Source organism: Marisediminitalea oceani (assembly GCF_003731635.1).
Taxonomy (GTDB): Bacteria; Pseudomonadota; Gammaproteobacteria; order Enterobacterales; family Alteromonadaceae; genus Alteromonas; species Alteromonas oceani.
Genome location: NZ_RCUA01000087.1, coordinates 100,184 through 116,390, shown reverse-complemented (window position 1 = coordinate 116,390; position 16,207 = coordinate 100,184). Strand labels below are relative to the sequence as shown.

General features: G+C 50.9%; 13 protein-coding genes. 2 read left to right on the top strand and 11 right to left on the bottom strand.

Features of this window, described 5'->3' with window-relative positions; genetic code table 11:
- Positions 1 to 6 precede the first annotated feature (6 nt).
- From aroB to pilM, 7 genes are all read right to left on the bottom strand, one after another.
- Positions 7 to 1,074, bottom strand: a complete 1,068-nt coding sequence (gene aroB, locus D9T21_RS22035; RefSeq protein WP_123327311.1) for a 3-dehydroquinate synthase — start codon at positions 1,072 to 1,074, stop codon at positions 7 to 9.
- 20 nt (positions 1,075 to 1,094) lie between these two features.
- The gene (aroK, locus tag D9T21_RS22030; protein ID WP_105936217.1) at positions 1,095 to 1,610 is read right to left on the bottom strand and encodes a shikimate kinase AroK; all 516 of its coding nucleotides are present in this window, start codon (positions 1,608 to 1,610) and stop codon (positions 1,095 to 1,097) included.
- Between the two features lie 290 nt (positions 1,611 to 1,900).
- On the bottom strand, positions 1,901 to 3,676 hold the full coding sequence (locus tag D9T21_RS22025) for a type IV pilus secretin PilQ (RefSeq protein WP_123327310.1): 1,776 nt from the start codon (positions 3,674 to 3,676) through the stop codon (positions 1,901 to 1,903).
- A 15-nt stretch (positions 3,677 to 3,691) separates the two neighbouring features.
- On the bottom strand, positions 3,692 to 4,216 hold the full coding sequence (locus D9T21_RS22020) for a pilus assembly protein PilP (protein WP_123327309.1): 525 nt from the start codon (positions 4,214 to 4,216) through the stop codon (positions 3,692 to 3,694).
- Complete coding sequence (locus tag D9T21_RS22015; RefSeq protein ID WP_123327308.1) at positions 4,216 to 4,824, bottom strand: type IV pilus inner membrane component PilO; 609 nt, start codon at positions 4,822 to 4,824, stop codon at positions 4,216 to 4,218. The genes D9T21_RS22020 and D9T21_RS22015 overlap by 1 nt, the downstream gene beginning before the upstream one ends.
- Positions 4,821 to 5,402, bottom strand: a complete 582-nt coding sequence (locus D9T21_RS22010) for a PilN domain-containing protein (protein WP_123327307.1) — start codon at positions 5,400 to 5,402, stop codon at positions 4,821 to 4,823. The genes D9T21_RS22015 and D9T21_RS22010 overlap by 4 nt, the downstream gene beginning before the upstream one ends.
- Positions 5,390 to 6,460, bottom strand: a complete 1,071-nt coding sequence (pilM, locus tag D9T21_RS22005) for a type IV pilus biogenesis protein PilM (protein WP_123327306.1) — start codon at positions 6,458 to 6,460, stop codon at positions 5,390 to 5,392. The genes D9T21_RS22010 and pilM overlap by 13 nt, the downstream gene beginning before the upstream one ends.
- 139 nt (positions 6,461 to 6,599) lie before the next feature.
- On the opposite strand from pilM, the gene D9T21_RS22000 reads away from it, so the two are divergent.
- Positions 6,600 to 9,251, top strand: a complete 2,652-nt coding sequence (locus D9T21_RS22000) for a penicillin-binding protein 1A (RefSeq protein ID WP_123327305.1) — start codon at positions 6,600 to 6,602, stop codon at positions 9,249 to 9,251.
- Positions 9,252 to 9,294: 43 nt separating this feature from the next.
- Positions 9,295 to 10,986: an NAD-dependent malic enzyme gene (locus tag D9T21_RS21995; RefSeq protein WP_123327304.1), complete on the top strand. Its 1,692-nt coding sequence runs from the start codon at positions 9,295 to 9,297 to the stop codon at positions 10,984 to 10,986.
- Positions 10,987 to 11,312: 326 nt separating this feature from the next.
- Here the strand turns inward: D9T21_RS21995 and D9T21_RS21990 are convergent, their stop codons facing one another.
- The 4 genes from D9T21_RS21990 to D9T21_RS21975 all read right to left on the bottom strand — a co-directional run bounded on the left by D9T21_RS21990 (position 11,313) and on the right by D9T21_RS21975 (position 16,207).
- Positions 11,313 to 12,173, bottom strand: a complete 861-nt coding sequence (locus D9T21_RS21990; RefSeq protein WP_123327303.1) for an alpha/beta hydrolase family protein — start codon at positions 12,171 to 12,173, stop codon at positions 11,313 to 11,315.
- A gap of 123 nt (positions 12,174 to 12,296) precedes the next feature.
- Positions 12,297 to 13,607 (bottom strand): amino-acid N-acetyltransferase, encoded by a 1,311-nt coding sequence (gene argA / locus D9T21_RS21985; protein ID WP_105936208.1) that lies wholly within the window; start codon positions 13,605 to 13,607, stop codon positions 12,297 to 12,299.
- A gap of 6 nt (positions 13,608 to 13,613) precedes the next feature.
- The gene (argH, locus tag D9T21_RS21980) at positions 13,614 to 14,996 is read right to left on the bottom strand and encodes an argininosuccinate lyase (RefSeq protein WP_123327302.1); all 1,383 of its coding nucleotides are present in this window, start codon (positions 14,994 to 14,996) and stop codon (positions 13,614 to 13,616) included.
- 2 nt (positions 14,997 to 14,998) lie between these two features.
- Positions 14,999 to 16,207, bottom strand: a complete 1,209-nt coding sequence (locus tag D9T21_RS21975; RefSeq protein WP_123327301.1) for an argininosuccinate synthase — start codon at positions 16,205 to 16,207, stop codon at positions 14,999 to 15,001.

The window sequence follows — 16,207 nt, the reverse complement described above, 5'->3', positions numbered from 1 at the left end:
ACCCGATTAACTTAATACCGTGTCCAGAATAGGCTGGGTAACGTCTTTGGTTACCACCGCTTTGCCAATGCCCTGGGGGATAACAAAACGGATCTGACCTGCCTCGACCTTCTTGTCGCGTGCCATATGGCGCATGTAGTCAGCCACAGACATACTGTCAGGGCCGGCAACCGGCAGCTTAAATTGCTGCTGGAGCGCTTCAACACGACGGGTTTCTGACGGTGTTAACCAATCAAGGTGTTCTGCCGTTTTACAAGCAAGGATGATACCAGCCGCTACCGCTTCGCCATGTAGCCAGTTGCCATAACCCTGTTCGGCTTCGATAGCGTGGCCGAAAGTATGGCCAAGGTTAAGCAGCGCACGAATACCGCCTTCACGTTCATCCTGAGCCACAATCTCAGCTTTGATCTGACAGCAACGGAAAATAGCCTTGCCAAGGGCCTCTGGCTCGAGTGATTTAAGATTTTGCTGATTGGCTTCCAGCCAGTCAAAAAACGCAGCGTCATAAATAATGCCGTACTTAATGACTTCTGCCATACCGGCGGCAAATTCACGCTCTGGCAGGGTGTTAAGCGTGGTGATATCAATAGCTACCAGCACAGGCTGATAAAACGCGCCAATCATATTTTTGCCGAGGGGATGATTTACCGCGGTTTTACCGCCTACGGATGAATCTACCTGCGATAACAAGGTGGTAGGTACCTGAATAAAGGGTACGCCCCGCTGATAGGTGGCTGCAACAAAGCCGCACAGGTCGCCGATGACACCGCCGCCCAGGGCAATCAGAGTGACATCCCGGGCTGCGTTAATTTCCAGCAGGCGGGTCATTACTACTTCAAACTGCTCAAGAGTTTTATATTGTTCGCCATCCGGTAAAGTGATGACATCGGTTTGCTTGTCTCCGCAAGCCGCCAGTACCCGCTCCAGATAAAGGGGTGCCACAGTTTCGTTGGTGACGATAACAGCACGTTGCCCTTTGATGTAGGGCACAAAAAAGCCGGGCTGCGATAACAGTCCGGCTTCAATCTGAATAGGGTAGCTACGCTCGTCAAGTTCTACGGTTAAGGTTGACACGCCTGTAGCTCCTTTAAATGTTATAACCCAATCTTGCTTATAATTTGGTTAGCAACGGCTCGCGCTGACTGATCGTCGGTTTCAACCACATAATCGGCCACTTCTTCGTACAGTGGGTTACGCAGTTCAGCGAGTTCTCTTAATACCTTTTCCGGATCATCCTTTTGTAACAAGGGGCGACGCTTGTCGCGCTGGGTACGGGCAACCTGTTTGTCGATGGTGGTTTGCAGATACACTACAATACCACGCGCTGACAGGCGGTTACGCACTGCTTTGGTCATAATAGAACCGCCGCCAGTGGCCAGCACAATACCTTGTTTGTCAGTTAAATCATTAATGACATTTTCTTCGCGTTTGCGGAATCCATCTTCACCTTCGAGATCAAAGATCCAGGTAATGTCTGCGCCAGAACGACGTTCAATCTCCTGATCGGAATCGAAGAACTCGAGGTGTAACTCATCTGCTAAGTGACGACCAATGGTACTTTTACCTGCTCCCATTGGACCAACCAAAAAGATATTACGTTTTTCAGCCATATTTGCTTATTTCACAACTTATCTATGTTAAGGGCAGAATGTTCTGTTTTCCTCAACCACCCGTTCACACGTGCTTATTTTGTCGCTAATAAGCACATACACAAAACCTCGTAAAAATTTCGAGAGCGGGATTATCTCAGTTTCTCAGACCGCTATGCAAGTTTTGTTGCAGGGATTAGGGCGAAAGCGCCAAAAATGAAGCTTAGCCAAAGGATTAAGAACCGGATTGGGGGGAGAAAAGACGAAAATTATTGCCTCAGACAGGGGTTTCCTGCCTGAGGCATAAAAAATTACAGTGCTTCGGTAACGATTTTAGGCGTTACGAAAATCAGCAGTTCACGTTTTTGGTACACGGTTGAGCTATTGCGGAACAATGCGCCAACCACCGGCAAATCGCCAAACAGTGGCACTTTACTCACATCATTGCTGTTAACCTGTTGAAAGATACCACCGAGGACAATGGTTTCACCGTTTTCTACCAATACCTGGGTTTTAATTTCCTGGGTATCGATGGCCACGGCATCACCAGTAGCGGTTTGGACGGTTTCACCACGGGTATCCTGAGTAACAATCAAATCCAGAATGATACGGTTATCCGGGGTGATGTGCGGCGTTACCTTGAGGCTTAACACGGCCTTTTTAAACTCTACCGAGGTGGCACCACTGGAAGTAGCCTGTGAATAAGGTATTTCTGTACCTTGTTCAATGTAGGCTTCCTGCTGGTTAGCCACGGTAATACGCGGGCTGGCAATCACTTCACCTTTGTTTTCTGACTCCAGGGCCGATAATTCAAGGTCTAAAATGGTGCCATCAGCCAGGCTGGCAATTTGAAAGCCGATACTGCCTGCGGCACTGGCTACCGGCAGATTAACATTAAGTCTGTCACTCAGGGCCGGGACATTGCCGCCTGCTATAGTTTCTGCTCCGGAGAGTGAGCCTGACACGCCGTTTTCGTCCTGACGGTCAGAGAAACCCCAGCGCACGCCCAGCTGCTCGTCCACATTATCGCGCACGGTTACCATGCGTGATTCGATTAATACCTGTTTCACCGGAATATCCAGTGATTCAATGACCCGGCGGGCTTCATCAATAGACGCCTGCGTATCACGAACCAGAATGGTATTGGTACGACTGTCTACCGTAACGGTGCCACGGTCGGTCAGAATACCACCGGCGCCTTCTTCGGCTTTCAGAATCTGCGATAATTCAGCGGCTTTCGCGTAGTTAACCGTAATGCTGGCTGAAGCAAGTGGTGCCAGTTGCGCAACCTGCTGGTCTGACTGCAGTTTTTGGGTTTCACGCTGAGAAAGCTCTTCGCTGGGAGCGATCAGTAAAATGTTACCTTCCTGACGTTTATCTAACCCCTTAATTTTTAGAATCATATCCAGCGCCTGATCCCAGGGCACACCCGTCAGGCTAATCGATACATTGCCGGTAACCGTATCGGTGGTCACCAGGTTAAATCCGTTCACTTTGGCGATAATCTGCAATACCTGGCGAACCGGAACGTCCTGGAAGTCGAGGGAAATTGGCTCACCTTCATACTGGCTCTTTTCCAGTTTGGCCATTTGCTCCTGGCTCATGGGACTGACAGTCACCGTCAGGGTTTTACCGTCCTGCTCAGTGTTAGTGATTACGTTACCGGTGTAATTAAATTCAATGCGCGATGAGTCTTTCTCCTGAAAGGTCTCGATAGTGGTTACCTGCGTGCCAAACGCCGTTACATCCAGTTCGATTAATTGATCTTCCGCGAGCTCGGTTGCGGGTAGTGTAAGTACTAACTTACCGTTGGCTTCTATCACCTGAGGTTCCACATCCCGGTTATTCATGGTCAGCGTGGTAACTGCCAGACCATTAGCGCCACGGGTAAAGTCGATGTCTTTCAGTGTCGACTTAAAGACTTTCTCAGCTTCGGCATTCGGGTTAATCAATTGCGGAGATTCCTGAGCTCTGAGCTCAGCGGCAACTACATTAAATAGTAAAAACGTGACCACGGCGCCAGCTACCCAGTAGCGGCGTTTGGTTTGCCGATTTAGTCTTTCGTTAAAGATATATCGCTTAGACATCTAATAATCTCCTGCTCACGACTTCATCGTTAGCGTAGTTTCTTTCTTCTGCCAGCAGCCAGTGCCGTCAGGAACAAGCTCTTCAATAATCACTTTGTCGTTGCCAATACTGATGATTTGTCCGAAGAACAAACCCAGGCGGCTGCCTTTTTTAGCCTGGTAAAGCCCGCCATCATTGGTTTTAAATAACACCCAGGTGTCACCGTCTGAGCGGAAACTACCGGTGAGTGACAAAGCATCTATGCCGTAGGCTTCAAGAGGCTCACGGGTACGGTTGGCATCAGGCTGTAAACAATTTGCTTTTACCTGAGCAACCACGGGCGCCCGGCTGGCTTTCGGGCGGACAAACGGACTACGAAACCCTTGCGCGTCGTAAACGAACACCGGTTTTTGTTCAAATTCCGGATAAGGTTCGATACTGGGTTTGGTGTTTTGTCTGACTTCGTTGGTGTAAGCCACCAAATCGTCAATATGCGGCGCACAACCTGTCGCGGTCAAGGCTACCACTGCGATCCCCAGGAGGCGAGTAAATTGCGACATTACTTACTCTCCTTGTTCTCGGTGTTGGCGGCACGGTATGTTTTGGCCAGCAGACTCAGGCGTAAACCGCCCTGGTCGGTGTGCACTTCAAAATCGTGCATGGTCACTATTCGCGGTAAGTCGGCCACTTTAGACACGAATTCACCAAAATTGTGATAGCCACCGGATACCTCGATACGAATAGGTAGCTCAGTGTAAAATTCTTTGGGAATTTCTTTTTCCCAGTTTAACAGTCGGAAAGTAAGGCCAGCGCTGGTTCCTACATAGGTGATGTCATCCAACAGCCCGGGCGTTTCGTTGCGGGTGGGCAGCGATTTTAACATCGAGGAAAAATCTTCTTCGATTTGGGCCAGCTGTTGTTTGTACGCCGAAAGGTTAGCCGCCAGACGGTATTTTGCCTGAAACTGCATTTTTAACTCGGCTTCCTTGGCTTCAGCCTGATCCAACAGCGGTAGCTTGGGACTAACAATACCGAAATAGCTGATACCAGACACCACAATCACAATGAATAAGGCAACAACGGTTTTTACCTCAAATGGCCAGATGGCAATTTGTTCAAAATCGAGGTCGTTAATCTCTTTTAATTTGGCAAAGTCAAACTTTTTCATTTGCCACCTCTTTCTTGCTGTTCTTTTTCCATGGCAACCTGTTCGGTAATCGAAAAGGTCAGGGTAAATTCGCTAACCGCATCAGTGGCGCTGGTGTCAGCCACGATGGATGACAGTTCGCCGGAAGTGAACACTTTTGATGTTTCCAACTGGCGCATAAATTCGGCCAGGCGGTTGTTTGACTCACTGGTGCCACGTACCTGAAGGCTGGAGCCGGTGCGCTGGAGCGATTTAAAGCTAACGCCCTGCGGCACAATACGAGCGAGTTCATCGAGCACCTGAGGAGCCAGATTACGGCTGCTTTGCAGTTGTTCAATCAGGGCCATGCGTTGCTCAATGGCCGATTTACTTTCTTTAATGCGTTTGATTTCCGCAATCTGACTCTCCAGAGAGGTAATCTGGGTTTGCAGATATTGGTTGCGCGAGTTTTGATTACTGATCTGGGTGTCGATAATCTGGCCAATTAACCAGAAGATTAAACCCGTCATAATGGCCACAAACGCCAGCACAACAATGTACTGTTGTTTCTGCTGCTGACGGCGTTGTTCACGCCAGGGCAGAAGGTTTACATGTGCCATCTTGACATCCCCCGACTGGCCAGGCCTGCAGCAATTGCCAGTAACGGTGCAACCTGCTCGACCTGCTCAGTATTCAGTTTGTCGCTGATTTTGACATTGGCAAATGGATTAAAGACTTCCACCTCAATGCCGAGATCCTGTTGTAAGGTATCTACTAGTGCCGGGATAACCGCGCCAGCACCGATCAGGACGATCTTGTCCGGGCGATTGGCCTGCATGGTGCTCATGTACATTTGTAAGGCACGATTAATTTGCTGCTGCAGATTTGCCGCAAAAATAGGCAGGGTATCGCTGATCCAGTTACTTGGCAGGGTGTTGTTGATTAACTGCTCTTCGGTGTCTTTACGGTCAAGCATATGTACCAGAGACAAATCCTGCAGCAGTGAATCTACGCCGAAGGTGTGCTCTTTGGTATACACAGTCTTGCCATCGTCCCACACGCAAACCTGCAGGAGGGAGGCACCAATATTGATGCAGCATATGCGCTGGGCTTCTTCGCCATGAGGATAAAAGTAATCTACCGCGTTACCCATTGCGTAGGTTTCCACATCCACCACTTTCGGCTCGAAGCTTTGTTCACGTACCAGCGTTGAGCGGCTATCTACCACATCGCGGTGGGCGGCGGTAAGCAACACGTTTACTTTGCCAGAATGGGTTTCACTCATACCCACTTCCTCGAAGTCCAGATAAACTTCTTCCAGCGGGTAGGGGATCAGGCTGTCGGCCTCTACTTCTATCTGCCCTTCCAGCTCATAGTCAGTTTGGTCAGGCTCCATATGAACAATTTTACTGATTACGGATGTGCCGGCTACGGCAATGGCTGCTGGCTTAATTTTATTCTTAAGTGCCAGACGTACTTTACGCAGCGCCACACTCACAGCGTCGAAGTCGGTGATCTCTCGCTCTCTGAATGCATCTTTAATAATCGGCTCGCAGGCAAACGCGGTCAGCGTGTAGTCGCCTTCAGCGCCTTCCAGCACAACTGCCTTGATGCAACGGGTGCCAATGTCGAGTCCGACAATGGGGGGTTGCTTTTTTTTGAACAGCGATTTTAGCATATCAACTGAGTCTCATTTACTTGCGATCAATTTCTAACATAAGATGTTACTTAAATTTTTTCCATTTAATGGTTCTAATAAATACACTTAGGTATAAAATATAAGTCATTTTGGCAAAAAAGCCCTGTTTATTCTTATTGTGAAGTATATCAAAACCTTCTTATTACTCGGATTTGTCGGTGCACTGCTCGGCGGTATTGCACTCACGGGTATTTATTTTTATATCAAGCCGGACCTGCCCAGCGTTGCAATCCTCAAGGATGTGCGGCTGCAAACGCCTATGCGTATCTACACTCATGACGGCAAACTCATCTCCCAGTATGGTGTAAAACGCCGCATACCGGTTACCCTTGACCAGGCGCCGGATCTGCTGCAAAAAGCGATTCTGGCCACCGAGGACAATCGTTTTTACGAACACTTTGGTATTGATCCTATCGGCATCACCCGGGCTTTCATTAACCTTGTATTGACCGGTGAGAAAAGTCAGGGGGCGAGTACTCTCACGCAACAGCTGGCCCGGGGCTTCTTCTTAACCCGCGAGAAAACCTATATTCGCAAAATTAAGGAAGTCTTTATTGCTCTGCACATGGAAACTGAGCTCAGCAAAGACGAAATTTTCGAATTGTATTTAAACAAAGTTGAGTTGGGGCACCGGTCGTTTGGTTTTGGTGCCGCCGCTCAGGTGTATTACGGTAAGCGGCTCGACGAGCTAACCCTGGCGCAAATTGCCACACTGGCCGGACTGCCCCAGGCGCCTTCGGTATTAAACCCGGTAAGCCGCCCACAACGCTCAGTCGAGCGTCGTCGTATCGTGTTGCTGCGGATGCTGGATGAAGGGTATATCACCCGTCAGCAATTTGAAGAAGCGGCCAGTGCGCCGGTGACAGCTGAAAAACACGGTGCCGAAATCGAACTGGACGCGCCTTATCTGGCCGACCTGATTTACTCAGAAATGGTGACGCTGTACGGCAAGGAAGAAGCTGAAACCGGCGGTTATCAGGTTTACGCGACGGTTTCGTCTGAATTACAGCAAGCCGCGCAAAATGCGGTGAAACAGAATCTTCACGATTATGATGAACGCCACGGTTATCGCGGCGCTGTGGCTCGTTTATGGCCACAGGAGCAGAACAACGAAGAACCGAACCCGGAAGAGACATCGACGGAATGTGATAGTGACTCGCTCTATCCTGACTGGCCCTGTGAAGTAACCGAAGAAACCCTCATCAACCAACTGGATAACGCCGGCGCGTTTGGTTTTGTGTTTCCGGTGGCTGTTACCAGTGTTGATGAACAATCTTTTACTACCCGTGACGTCACCGGCATCGAACGGGTGATTGAATGGGAAGGGATGGACTGGGCGCGGCCGTTTTTAAGTGATAGCCGACAAGGACAACCTCCAGCTCAGGCCTCTGATATTGTTAATGCGGGCGACATTGTCTATATCAGGGAACAGGATAATCAGTGGCGTCTGGCACAGTTGCCAGAGGTAAGTGGCGCCTTTGTGGCATTAGACCCTCATGACGGCGCGGTACAAGCCATTGTAGGCGGCTACAGTTTCTACCAAAGCCAGTTCAACCGCGCTACACAGGCTAAGCGTCAGGTGGGCTCAAACATTAAGCCGTTCGTTTATTCTGCGGCACTCGACAACGGCTACACTGTGGCCAGTATTATCAACGATGCGCCCATCAACGAATGGGACGAAGCTACGGGTGTGGCCTGGCGTCCGCAAAACTCACCGGCAGAATATGACGGTCCTATCCGTATGCGGGTGGCTCTGGGTAAATCGAAGAACGTCGTATCAGTGCGCTTACTGCGTGGCGTAGGGCTGGATAATACCATTGAACACCTCACCCGGTTTGGTCTCGATAAGGCCGATATCCACCGCGATGAAACCGTGTCGCTGGGCTCGAGCTCCCATACGCCGCTGGAAATAGTGCGCGGCATGGCCACCATTGCCAACGGCGGCTTTCTGATTGAACCTTACTTTATCGACCGGGTACTGAACGAGACGGGTGAAGTACTTTGGCAAACCAATCCGGTGGTTGCCTGCAACGACTGTGATGAGACCAATACTCCACAACAGCAACCGGTCAGCGAGGAAGCGGATATCGAAGCGCTGCTGGCCGCCGAGTTAAACCAGTCGCTGCCGGTACAGACCGATAGTGATGAAGTGTTGGTAGCCCCCCGGGTGATTACGCCGCAAAATGCCTTTTTGGTTGCCGATATGATGCGCACCGCTGTAAGAGCCAATGGTAGCTGGAATAAAAAGACCTACTGGCAGGGGACTGGCTGGCGGGCGAGAAATATTCTGCAGCGCACCGACCTGGCTGGTAAAACCGGTACCACCAACGACTCCCGGGATGCCTGGTTCAGTGGCTTTAGCCGTAACCTGGTGGCAACTGCCTGGGTTGGTTTTGATGACATGACGAGGCAGCTGGGTCGCGCGGCTTATAATAATCCGCTGGCTAAGCGCGATCCTGATCGGTTTGGCTGGATGGGTAACGCTATGGTGGGCACCGAGAGCGGTGCCATGGCGGCACAACCAGCGTGGATTCGCTTTATGCAGGTGGCTCTCGAGGACGAGCCGGAAGAAGCCATGTCAGTACCAGATGATATTGTGCGGGTACGGATTGATCGTACCAGTGGGAAGTTGACCCGGCGCACAGACCATACCACACTATTCGAGTATTTCCTGAGGGGCACTGAGCCGACCGTGTATGTCTTAGATGACGAAGTCATGGATCCGGCTGAGCAGGAAGACTCAACGCCTGACGTAGAGGAAATCTTCTAACGTCTATACTCAAAACAACAAAATAAGAAACTGGTTACTAATAATGTCTGATGACGATAAGCGATATTTGTATATACCGCATGCCGGCCCGTCTTTGCTGGAAACCCCCCTACTGAATAAAGGCAGTGCGTTCAGCGCTAAAGAGAGGGCCCGTTTTAACCTTACCGGTCTGTTACCCCCGCGCTACGAAACCATCGAAGAACAGGTGGAACGGGCTTATCTGCAATATAACTCCTTTGATGAGCCCCTGAATAAGCATATTTATTTACGTGCCATTCAGGATAACAACGAAACCCTGTTTTACCGCCTGATCCAGTCGCACATTGAAGAAATGATGCCGATTATTTATACCCCTACGGTGGGCGACGCCTGTGAACAATTCTCCGATATCTATCGCAGTTCAAGAGGCCTGTTTATTTCCTGGGAAGAGCGCGACCAGATTGATGACATCGTCCGCAATGCGACTAAACGTAAGGTCAAAGTCATTGTGGTAACCGACGGAGAGCGAATCCTCGGCCTTGGTGATCAGGGCATTGGCGGGATGGGGATCCCTATCGGTAAGCTTTCCCTGTATACCGCTTGCGGTGGTATTTCACCTGCCTACACCTTACCGGTGATGCTGGATGTGGGAACCAATAACGAAAAACTGCTTAATGACCCAATGTATATGGGGGCGCGTCACCCTCGTATAAGCCAGGCGGAGTACGATGAATTCCTCGATTTGTTTATTCGGGCCGTAAACCGACGCTGGCCGGAAGCGCTGATTCAGTTTGAAGACTTCGCTCAGCCCAACGCAATGCCACTGTTGAACCGTTATCGCAACGAGGTGTGCTGCTTTAATGATGATATCCAGGGCACTGCGGCAGTCACTCTAGGTACCATTCTGGCGGCATGCCGCATGAAACAAGCGAAACTCTCGGAGCTGAAAGTAGTGTTTGTGGGCGCAGGCTCTGCCGGCTGCGGTATTGCCGAAATGCTGATCCAGCAAATGGTTTCTGAAGGTCTCAGCGATGCAGAGGCGCGTAAGCAAATATTTATGGTCGACCGTTACGGACTGGTCATGGAAGGGCAGGATGGCCTGCGGGACTTCCAACAACGCCTGCAACATACCCAGGAAGAAATTGCTGAGTGGTCGTTCAGCGGTGAATATCCGGTATTGCTGGATGTGGTTAACTGCGCACAGCCCGATGTGCTGATTGGTGTGTCCGGTCAGCCAGGCTTATTTACCGAGCATGTGGTACGCGCCATGAAAAGGCATACAGAACTGCCTATCATATTCCCGCTCAGCAATCCGTCCCGCCAGGTTGAGGCCCGTCCGGAGCAGGTGATCGAATGGACCGACGGGGAAGTGGTTATTGCTACCGGCAGCCCCTTCAAGCCTGTGGAATACGAAGGCAATGTTTACCCGGTTGCCCAGTGTAATAACAGTTATATCTTCCCGGGGATCGGCCTGGGCGTGATTGCCTCAAAGGCACGCTTAATCAGTGACGAAATGCTGATGGCTGCCAGTAACGCGCTGGCCAATGCTTCACCGCTGGCCAATACCGGTGAGGGGGAGTTGTTGCCACCACTGCGTAAGATCTCGGCCCTGAGTCGCCAGATTGCCTTTGATGTTGCCAAGGTGGCAATGCAGCAAGGACTGGCACTGGAGCAAACTGACGACAACCTGCTAGCCAGCATTGAGAAAAACTACTGGCGCGCGGAATACCGTCCCTACAAGCGGGTCAGTATCTGATTCTGGCCCGATTACCGGCTGCGCAGCTGCGCAGTCGGTAAAAACTGTTATCGTTTTGCAACATTTACCCACCCTTTATCCGCCTGTTTTTCCGCTGTATTTAATTAACTATCTGTAAAATAAAGATAAAGTCTATTTGGCACGGCTCTTGATTATACTAAAGTGTAATGCATTTGCTTCACTAGGGCATGCATTGCACATTGCTTTTCAGATGTGTCACAACGGCGTCAATCCGGATGGGTGAAGCGCTTGTGGTTCCCTTCTTTTGATCCTCAGGGGGCGATGGAGTGCCCCCTCTTTTTTTGCACACTTCTAGCGGATTAGGATCAGGAATGTTTAACGATCCAGCTCACAATATCCGGCCAAAACGGCAGTCCGTGTTTCGAGAAAAAACGCATATGACCAAGATGCCCGAGACCATGCTCAGCAGGTTCGATTACTTTGCGTGTAACCTTCAGATTTTCATAAACGGTGAGGATATCTTCCATATTGATCTGTGGAGAGATTTGGTCGTCGACTGCGCGTATCCATAATGCCGGCTGGGTAAGCTGGTCATAATATTGCTGCTGAATATGGCTGCCAAACTCAGTTTTGGCATACCCCTGACCGTTACACCAACGACGCCACTGAGCACCCACTCCCTTCGGCAGCGGTTCGCCCATACCCATCCAGTGGGACTGAGTACGGCCAAATAACGCATTGGTCACTGGAATAAACACGTTCATATAAAACTGTGCCTGGTACTTATAGGCGCCGGTAAAGTTACGTAAACAGCCGGATGAGCTGCCGTAGGTAATAATGCTGGTCAGCTCGGTGGCGTTGGGCATTAGTCCTGCCAACTGGCCGCCGGCACTGTGGCCAATCAGGTGCAGTGGCTGCTCTGGATACTGTTGTTGTAGAAAAGCCAGTGCTGCCGGCATGTCTTTCTGGCCCCAGTCCTGTAAGCGGGTTTCGCGCATCACTTTGCGGGTTTTGGGTGAGTCTCCGATGCCGCGGTTATCAAAGGTCAGCACGGCAATACCCTGTTCGGCCAGAAAGGTGGCAAAGCGGGTATAGAATCCTTGTTTGATGCCCGTAGCCGGCGCAATCATTACCGCCGCAACGGGTGAATCTAATGGCTTATAGAGTAAGCCGGATAAAGCAATATCGTCTGTACACTCAATGGTGACAGCGTGGGGAGAAAGCATAAATGACCTTCTGGTCTAACCAGTTTGAGCCAATTATAACCAACTCTTAACAATATGAAAGAGGGGGATTTTTCGTGACGCTTCCACTGCAACCGGGGAACCCGGCTACAGTGCAGGCTATAGCTATAAATCGAGGGTGTAGACTTTTGATTTACGCTGAAAGTTATACAGCTCTTTCTTTTGAGCTGGCAGCGCGTCAACATCCGCCGCCTTGAAACCCTGATCCAGAAACCAGTGACCGGTCACAGTGGTTAAAACGAAGAGGCGCTGAATACCGGCGGCAATGGCGCGTTCGCGAACTTCATCGAGGATCCGCTCGCCACGGTTTTTACCCCGATAATCGGAGTGGGTTGCTACACAGGCAAGCTCGGCTGAGCCGTCATCAGGATAAAGGTAAAGCGCGGCACAGGCGATGATCATGCCGTCCCGTTCTATCACAATAAACTGATGAATTTCATTCTCCAGCCGTTCCCGGGAACGTTTCACCAATACACCACTTTCTTCCAGCGGTTTGATGAGATTGAGGATGCCGCCCACGTCGTCGATGGTGGCTTCCCGAAGCTGCTCGTAGTGGTTTTCCATCACCAGTGAACCGGCACCGTCACGGGTAAATAATTCCTGCAGCAGGGCACCATCGGTTTCATAACTGACACAGTGAGCACGAGGAATGCCCGCTGCCACGCTGGTAGTCAGTGCGCGGATAACCGTGGCTTCGGTCATCAGCTCATCGTCGCGGTGTAACTGTTCAAGCAGGTTTCGCTCAATGGTGCGAATAAGCTTGCCGTCTTTACGGAAAATGCCCGAATAGTTGGAGAATACCACCAGTTTATCGGCTTCCAGCGCGATCGCGGCCTGGGTTGCCACATCTTCGTGAGACAGGTTAAACACTTCACCGGTAGAAGAGTAGCCCATCGGCGACAGTAGCACGATAGAGCCATCATTAAGGTGGTCGTTGATACCTGTGGTGTCGATACGACGCACCTGACCGGTGTTTTCAAAGTCTACACCGTCGAGTACACCCATAGGTTTAGCGACCACCAGATTACCCGTACACACGCGAATATGCGCACCGTGCATAGGTGAGTTGGGTAAACCCATGGTCAGCAACGCTTCAATATGGCAGCGCACCGAGCCAGCTGCGTCTTTTACGCATTCCAGGGTTTCTTTATCGGTAATACGCACGTCGTGACTAAAGCGCGCCTCGGTTTTACGCAGGGCTACCCGTTGATCAATTTGCGGGCGGGCACCGTGCACCAGTACCAGACGTACCCCCAGACTGCTCAGCAGTGCGATATCCTGAATAATATTGGGAAAGTTATCGTCTTCAATGGCCTCGCCGCCAAACATCAGCACAAAGGTTTTACCCCGGTGTGCATTGATGTAAGGCGCCGAGCTTCTGAATAATCCAATACTTTCGTGATGCGATAGCACCATTTGCAGTTATCCTAACTTATCCAGTTTTTCCAGTTCTTCGTACAGTGCCTTGGTGACCGTCTCAGCACTGGTTCCACCCAGAATATTGCGCTTATCCACGCCATATTCGAGTTGGAGAACCGGGTAAACATCTTCATCAATATCACTGCACACTGATTGCAGCTGTGCCAGCGATAAATCTTCAATGGGTGCATTCTGCTCCAGTGCCAGTAATACTACCTGACCAGAGATATCATGAGCCGTTCTGAACGGAATGCCTTTACCTACCAGGTAATCGGCCAGCTCAGTGGCATTAGAATAGCCCTGGGCGGCGGCAATCCGGCAGCGTTCTTCGTTAAGCGCCAGACTGTCGAGCACTTCACAAGCGATACACAGACAGCAGTGCCATTGATTCACGGCATCAAAGGCACCTTCTTTGTCTTCCTGCATGTCTTTGTTGTACGCCAGAGGCAGACCTTTCATGGTGACCAGCAGCGCCTGCAAGTGGCCAAATACCCGGCCGCATTTGCCGCGCAGTAATTCCAGCGCATCGGGGTTTTTCTTCTGCGGCATCAGTGATGAACCAGAGGTCACGCTGTCGCCCAGTTGCAGAAAACCGGCTTCGCCAGAGTTATAGAAAATTAAATCTTCAGCCAGACGCGACAGGTGCATCATGCTGGTGCTGGCGGTAAATAGCAGCTCCAGCACGAAGTCACGGTCTGATACCGCATCCAGGCTGTTCAAGCAGGGGCCACTGAAACCCAGTTGATCGGCGATTTCATGACGGTCGACCGGGTACGTAGTACCGGCCAGTGCACCAGAGCCCAGCGGGCACTGATTCATGCGTTCATGTAAATCGTTTAACCGGCTCAGGTCGCGTTTAAACATTTCCACATAGGCTAAGCACCAGTGCGGGAAACGGATCGGCTGGGCGCGCTGTAAGTGCGTATAGCCGGGAATAATCGCTTGCTGGTGACGACTGGCGGTATGCAGCAGGCTGCGAACCACTGCCGTCACATCGGCTTTTAATGACTCAATGTGGGTACGGCACCACAAGCGGAAATCTGTCGCAACCTGATCGTTACGGCTGCGGCCGGTGTGCAGTTTACGCCCCACGTCGCCGAGCTTGTCAATTAAGGCTGCTTCGACAAAGCTGTGAATGTCTTCTTCGCCACTGGCGTTAAAGTCGATTTCACCGGCTTCCGCCTGGGCTTTTAATTCGCTGAGTGCAGCTTCGAGTTGCTGCTGTTCCTCGCTGGTCAGCACGCCGGCTTTTGCCAGTGCCCGTGACCATACGATTGAACCTTCCATATCCTGCGCGGCCATGGCCTGGTCGAACGGCAATGAGTCGTTGACCTGACGGAACATGTTACTGCTGCCGGCAGCGAACCGGCCTCCCCACAATGCCATGATTACTCTCCCTGCTTTTTCAAGGCCGCAATACGGCTTGATAAACTGAACAGGCGGATAAAGCCTTCAGCGTGCTTCTGGTCGTATACGTCGTCGGCGCCAAAGGTAGCGAAGTCTTCAGAGTACAGGCTGTTTGGTGACTGACGTTGAGTAACCGTAGCCTGGCCCTTATAAAGCTTAACCACGATTTCACCAGTCACGTACTTGGCAAAAGAGGCTGCGCCAGCAATCAGGGCATCGCTCAGCGGCGTAAACCAACGGCCGTCATACATTACGTGAGAGAACTCCAGCGCCAGTTGTTCACGGTATTTCAGTGAAGCTTTGTCCAGTACCATGGTTTCCAGCGCTTTATACGCTTTGAGCAGTACTGTGCCTCCCGGAGTTTCGTAACAACCACGCGACTTCATACCAACCAGACGGTTTTCAACGATGTCGATACGGCCAACACCGTGGGCGGCAGCCAGATTGTTAAGCTCAACCAGGCCTTCGTACGGTGAAACTTCTTTGCCGTTTACGTGAGTCAGCGCGCCTTCGTTAAACTTCAGGTTAATACGCTCTGCCTGATCCGGCGCTTCTTCCGGATCAACCGTCATGGTCCAGACCTGTTTGCTAGGCTCACACCATGGATCTTCCAGTTCGCCGCCTTCGTGAGAAATGTGCCAGGCGTTGGCATCACGGCTGTAAATCTTGGTGGCTGATGCGGTGGTTTTGATATTACGCTCGGCCAGATAAGCCAGCAGATCTTCACGGGATACCATATCCCACTCGCGCCATGGCGCGATAACCGCTAAATCAGGGGCCAGCGCGTTGAATGCGCCTTCAAAACGAACCTGGTCGTTACCTTTACCGGTACAACCGTGGCACAGCGCATCGGCGCCGACTTTACGGGCAATTTCTACCTGCGCTTTGGCGATAACCGGGCGGGCCATGGATGTACCCAGCAGGTACTCACCTTCATAAATTGCGCCGGTGGTAATGGTTGGGAAGATATATTCTTTAACGAATTCTTCTTTCAGGTCAACGATGTAACATTCGCTGGCACCGGTGGCGATGGCTTTTTCTTTTAAGCCTTCCAGCTCTTCGTCACCCTGACCAACATCGGCTGCGAAAGCAACTACTTCACAGTCATAGTTTTCTTTTAACCAGGGAATGATGGCTGATGTGTCTAAACCGCCTGAATAGGCAAGCACAACTTTATTGATTTTGCGCAT

Bases quoted from the DNA above. Each gene is read 5' to 3' on its own strand.
- aroK (WP_105936217.1), bottom strand. From the start codon at position 1,610: ATGGCTGAAAAACGTAATATCTTTTTGGTTGGTCCAATGGGAGCAGGT.
- D9T21_RS22025 (WP_123327310.1), bottom strand. From the start codon at position 3,676: ATGTCTAAGCGATATATCTTTAACGAAAGACTAAATCGGCAAACCAAA.
- D9T21_RS22020 (WP_123327309.1), bottom strand. From the start codon at position 4,216: ATGTCGCAATTTACTCGCCTCCTGGGGATCGCAGTGGTAGCCTTGACC.
- D9T21_RS22015 (WP_123327308.1), bottom strand. From the start codon at position 4,824: ATGAAAAAGTTTGACTTTGCCAAATTAAAAGAGATTAACGACCTCGAT.
- D9T21_RS22010 (WP_123327307.1), bottom strand. From the start codon at position 5,402: ATGGCACATGTAAACCTTCTGCCCTGGCGTGAACAACGCCGTCAGCAG.
- pilM (WP_123327306.1), bottom strand. From the start codon at position 6,460: ATGCTAAAATCGCTGTTCAAAAAAAAGCAACCCCCCATTGTCGGACTC.
- D9T21_RS21995 (WP_123327304.1), top strand. From the start codon at position 9,295: ATGTCTGATGACGATAAGCGATATTTGTATATACCGCATGCCGGCCCG.
- D9T21_RS21990 (WP_123327303.1), bottom strand. From the start codon at position 12,173: ATGCTTTCTCCCCACGCTGTCACCATTGAGTGTACAGACGATATTGCT.
- argA (WP_105936208.1), bottom strand. From the start codon at position 13,607: ATGGTGCTATCGCATCACGAAAGTATTGGATTATTCAGAAGCTCGGCG.
- argH (WP_123327302.1), bottom strand. From the start codon at position 14,996: ATGGCATTGTGGGGAGGCCGGTTCGCTGCCGGCAGCAGTAACATGTTC.
- D9T21_RS21975 (WP_123327301.1), bottom strand. From the start codon at position 16,207: ATGCGCAAAATCAATAAAGTTGTGCTTGCCTATTCAGGCGGTTTAGAC.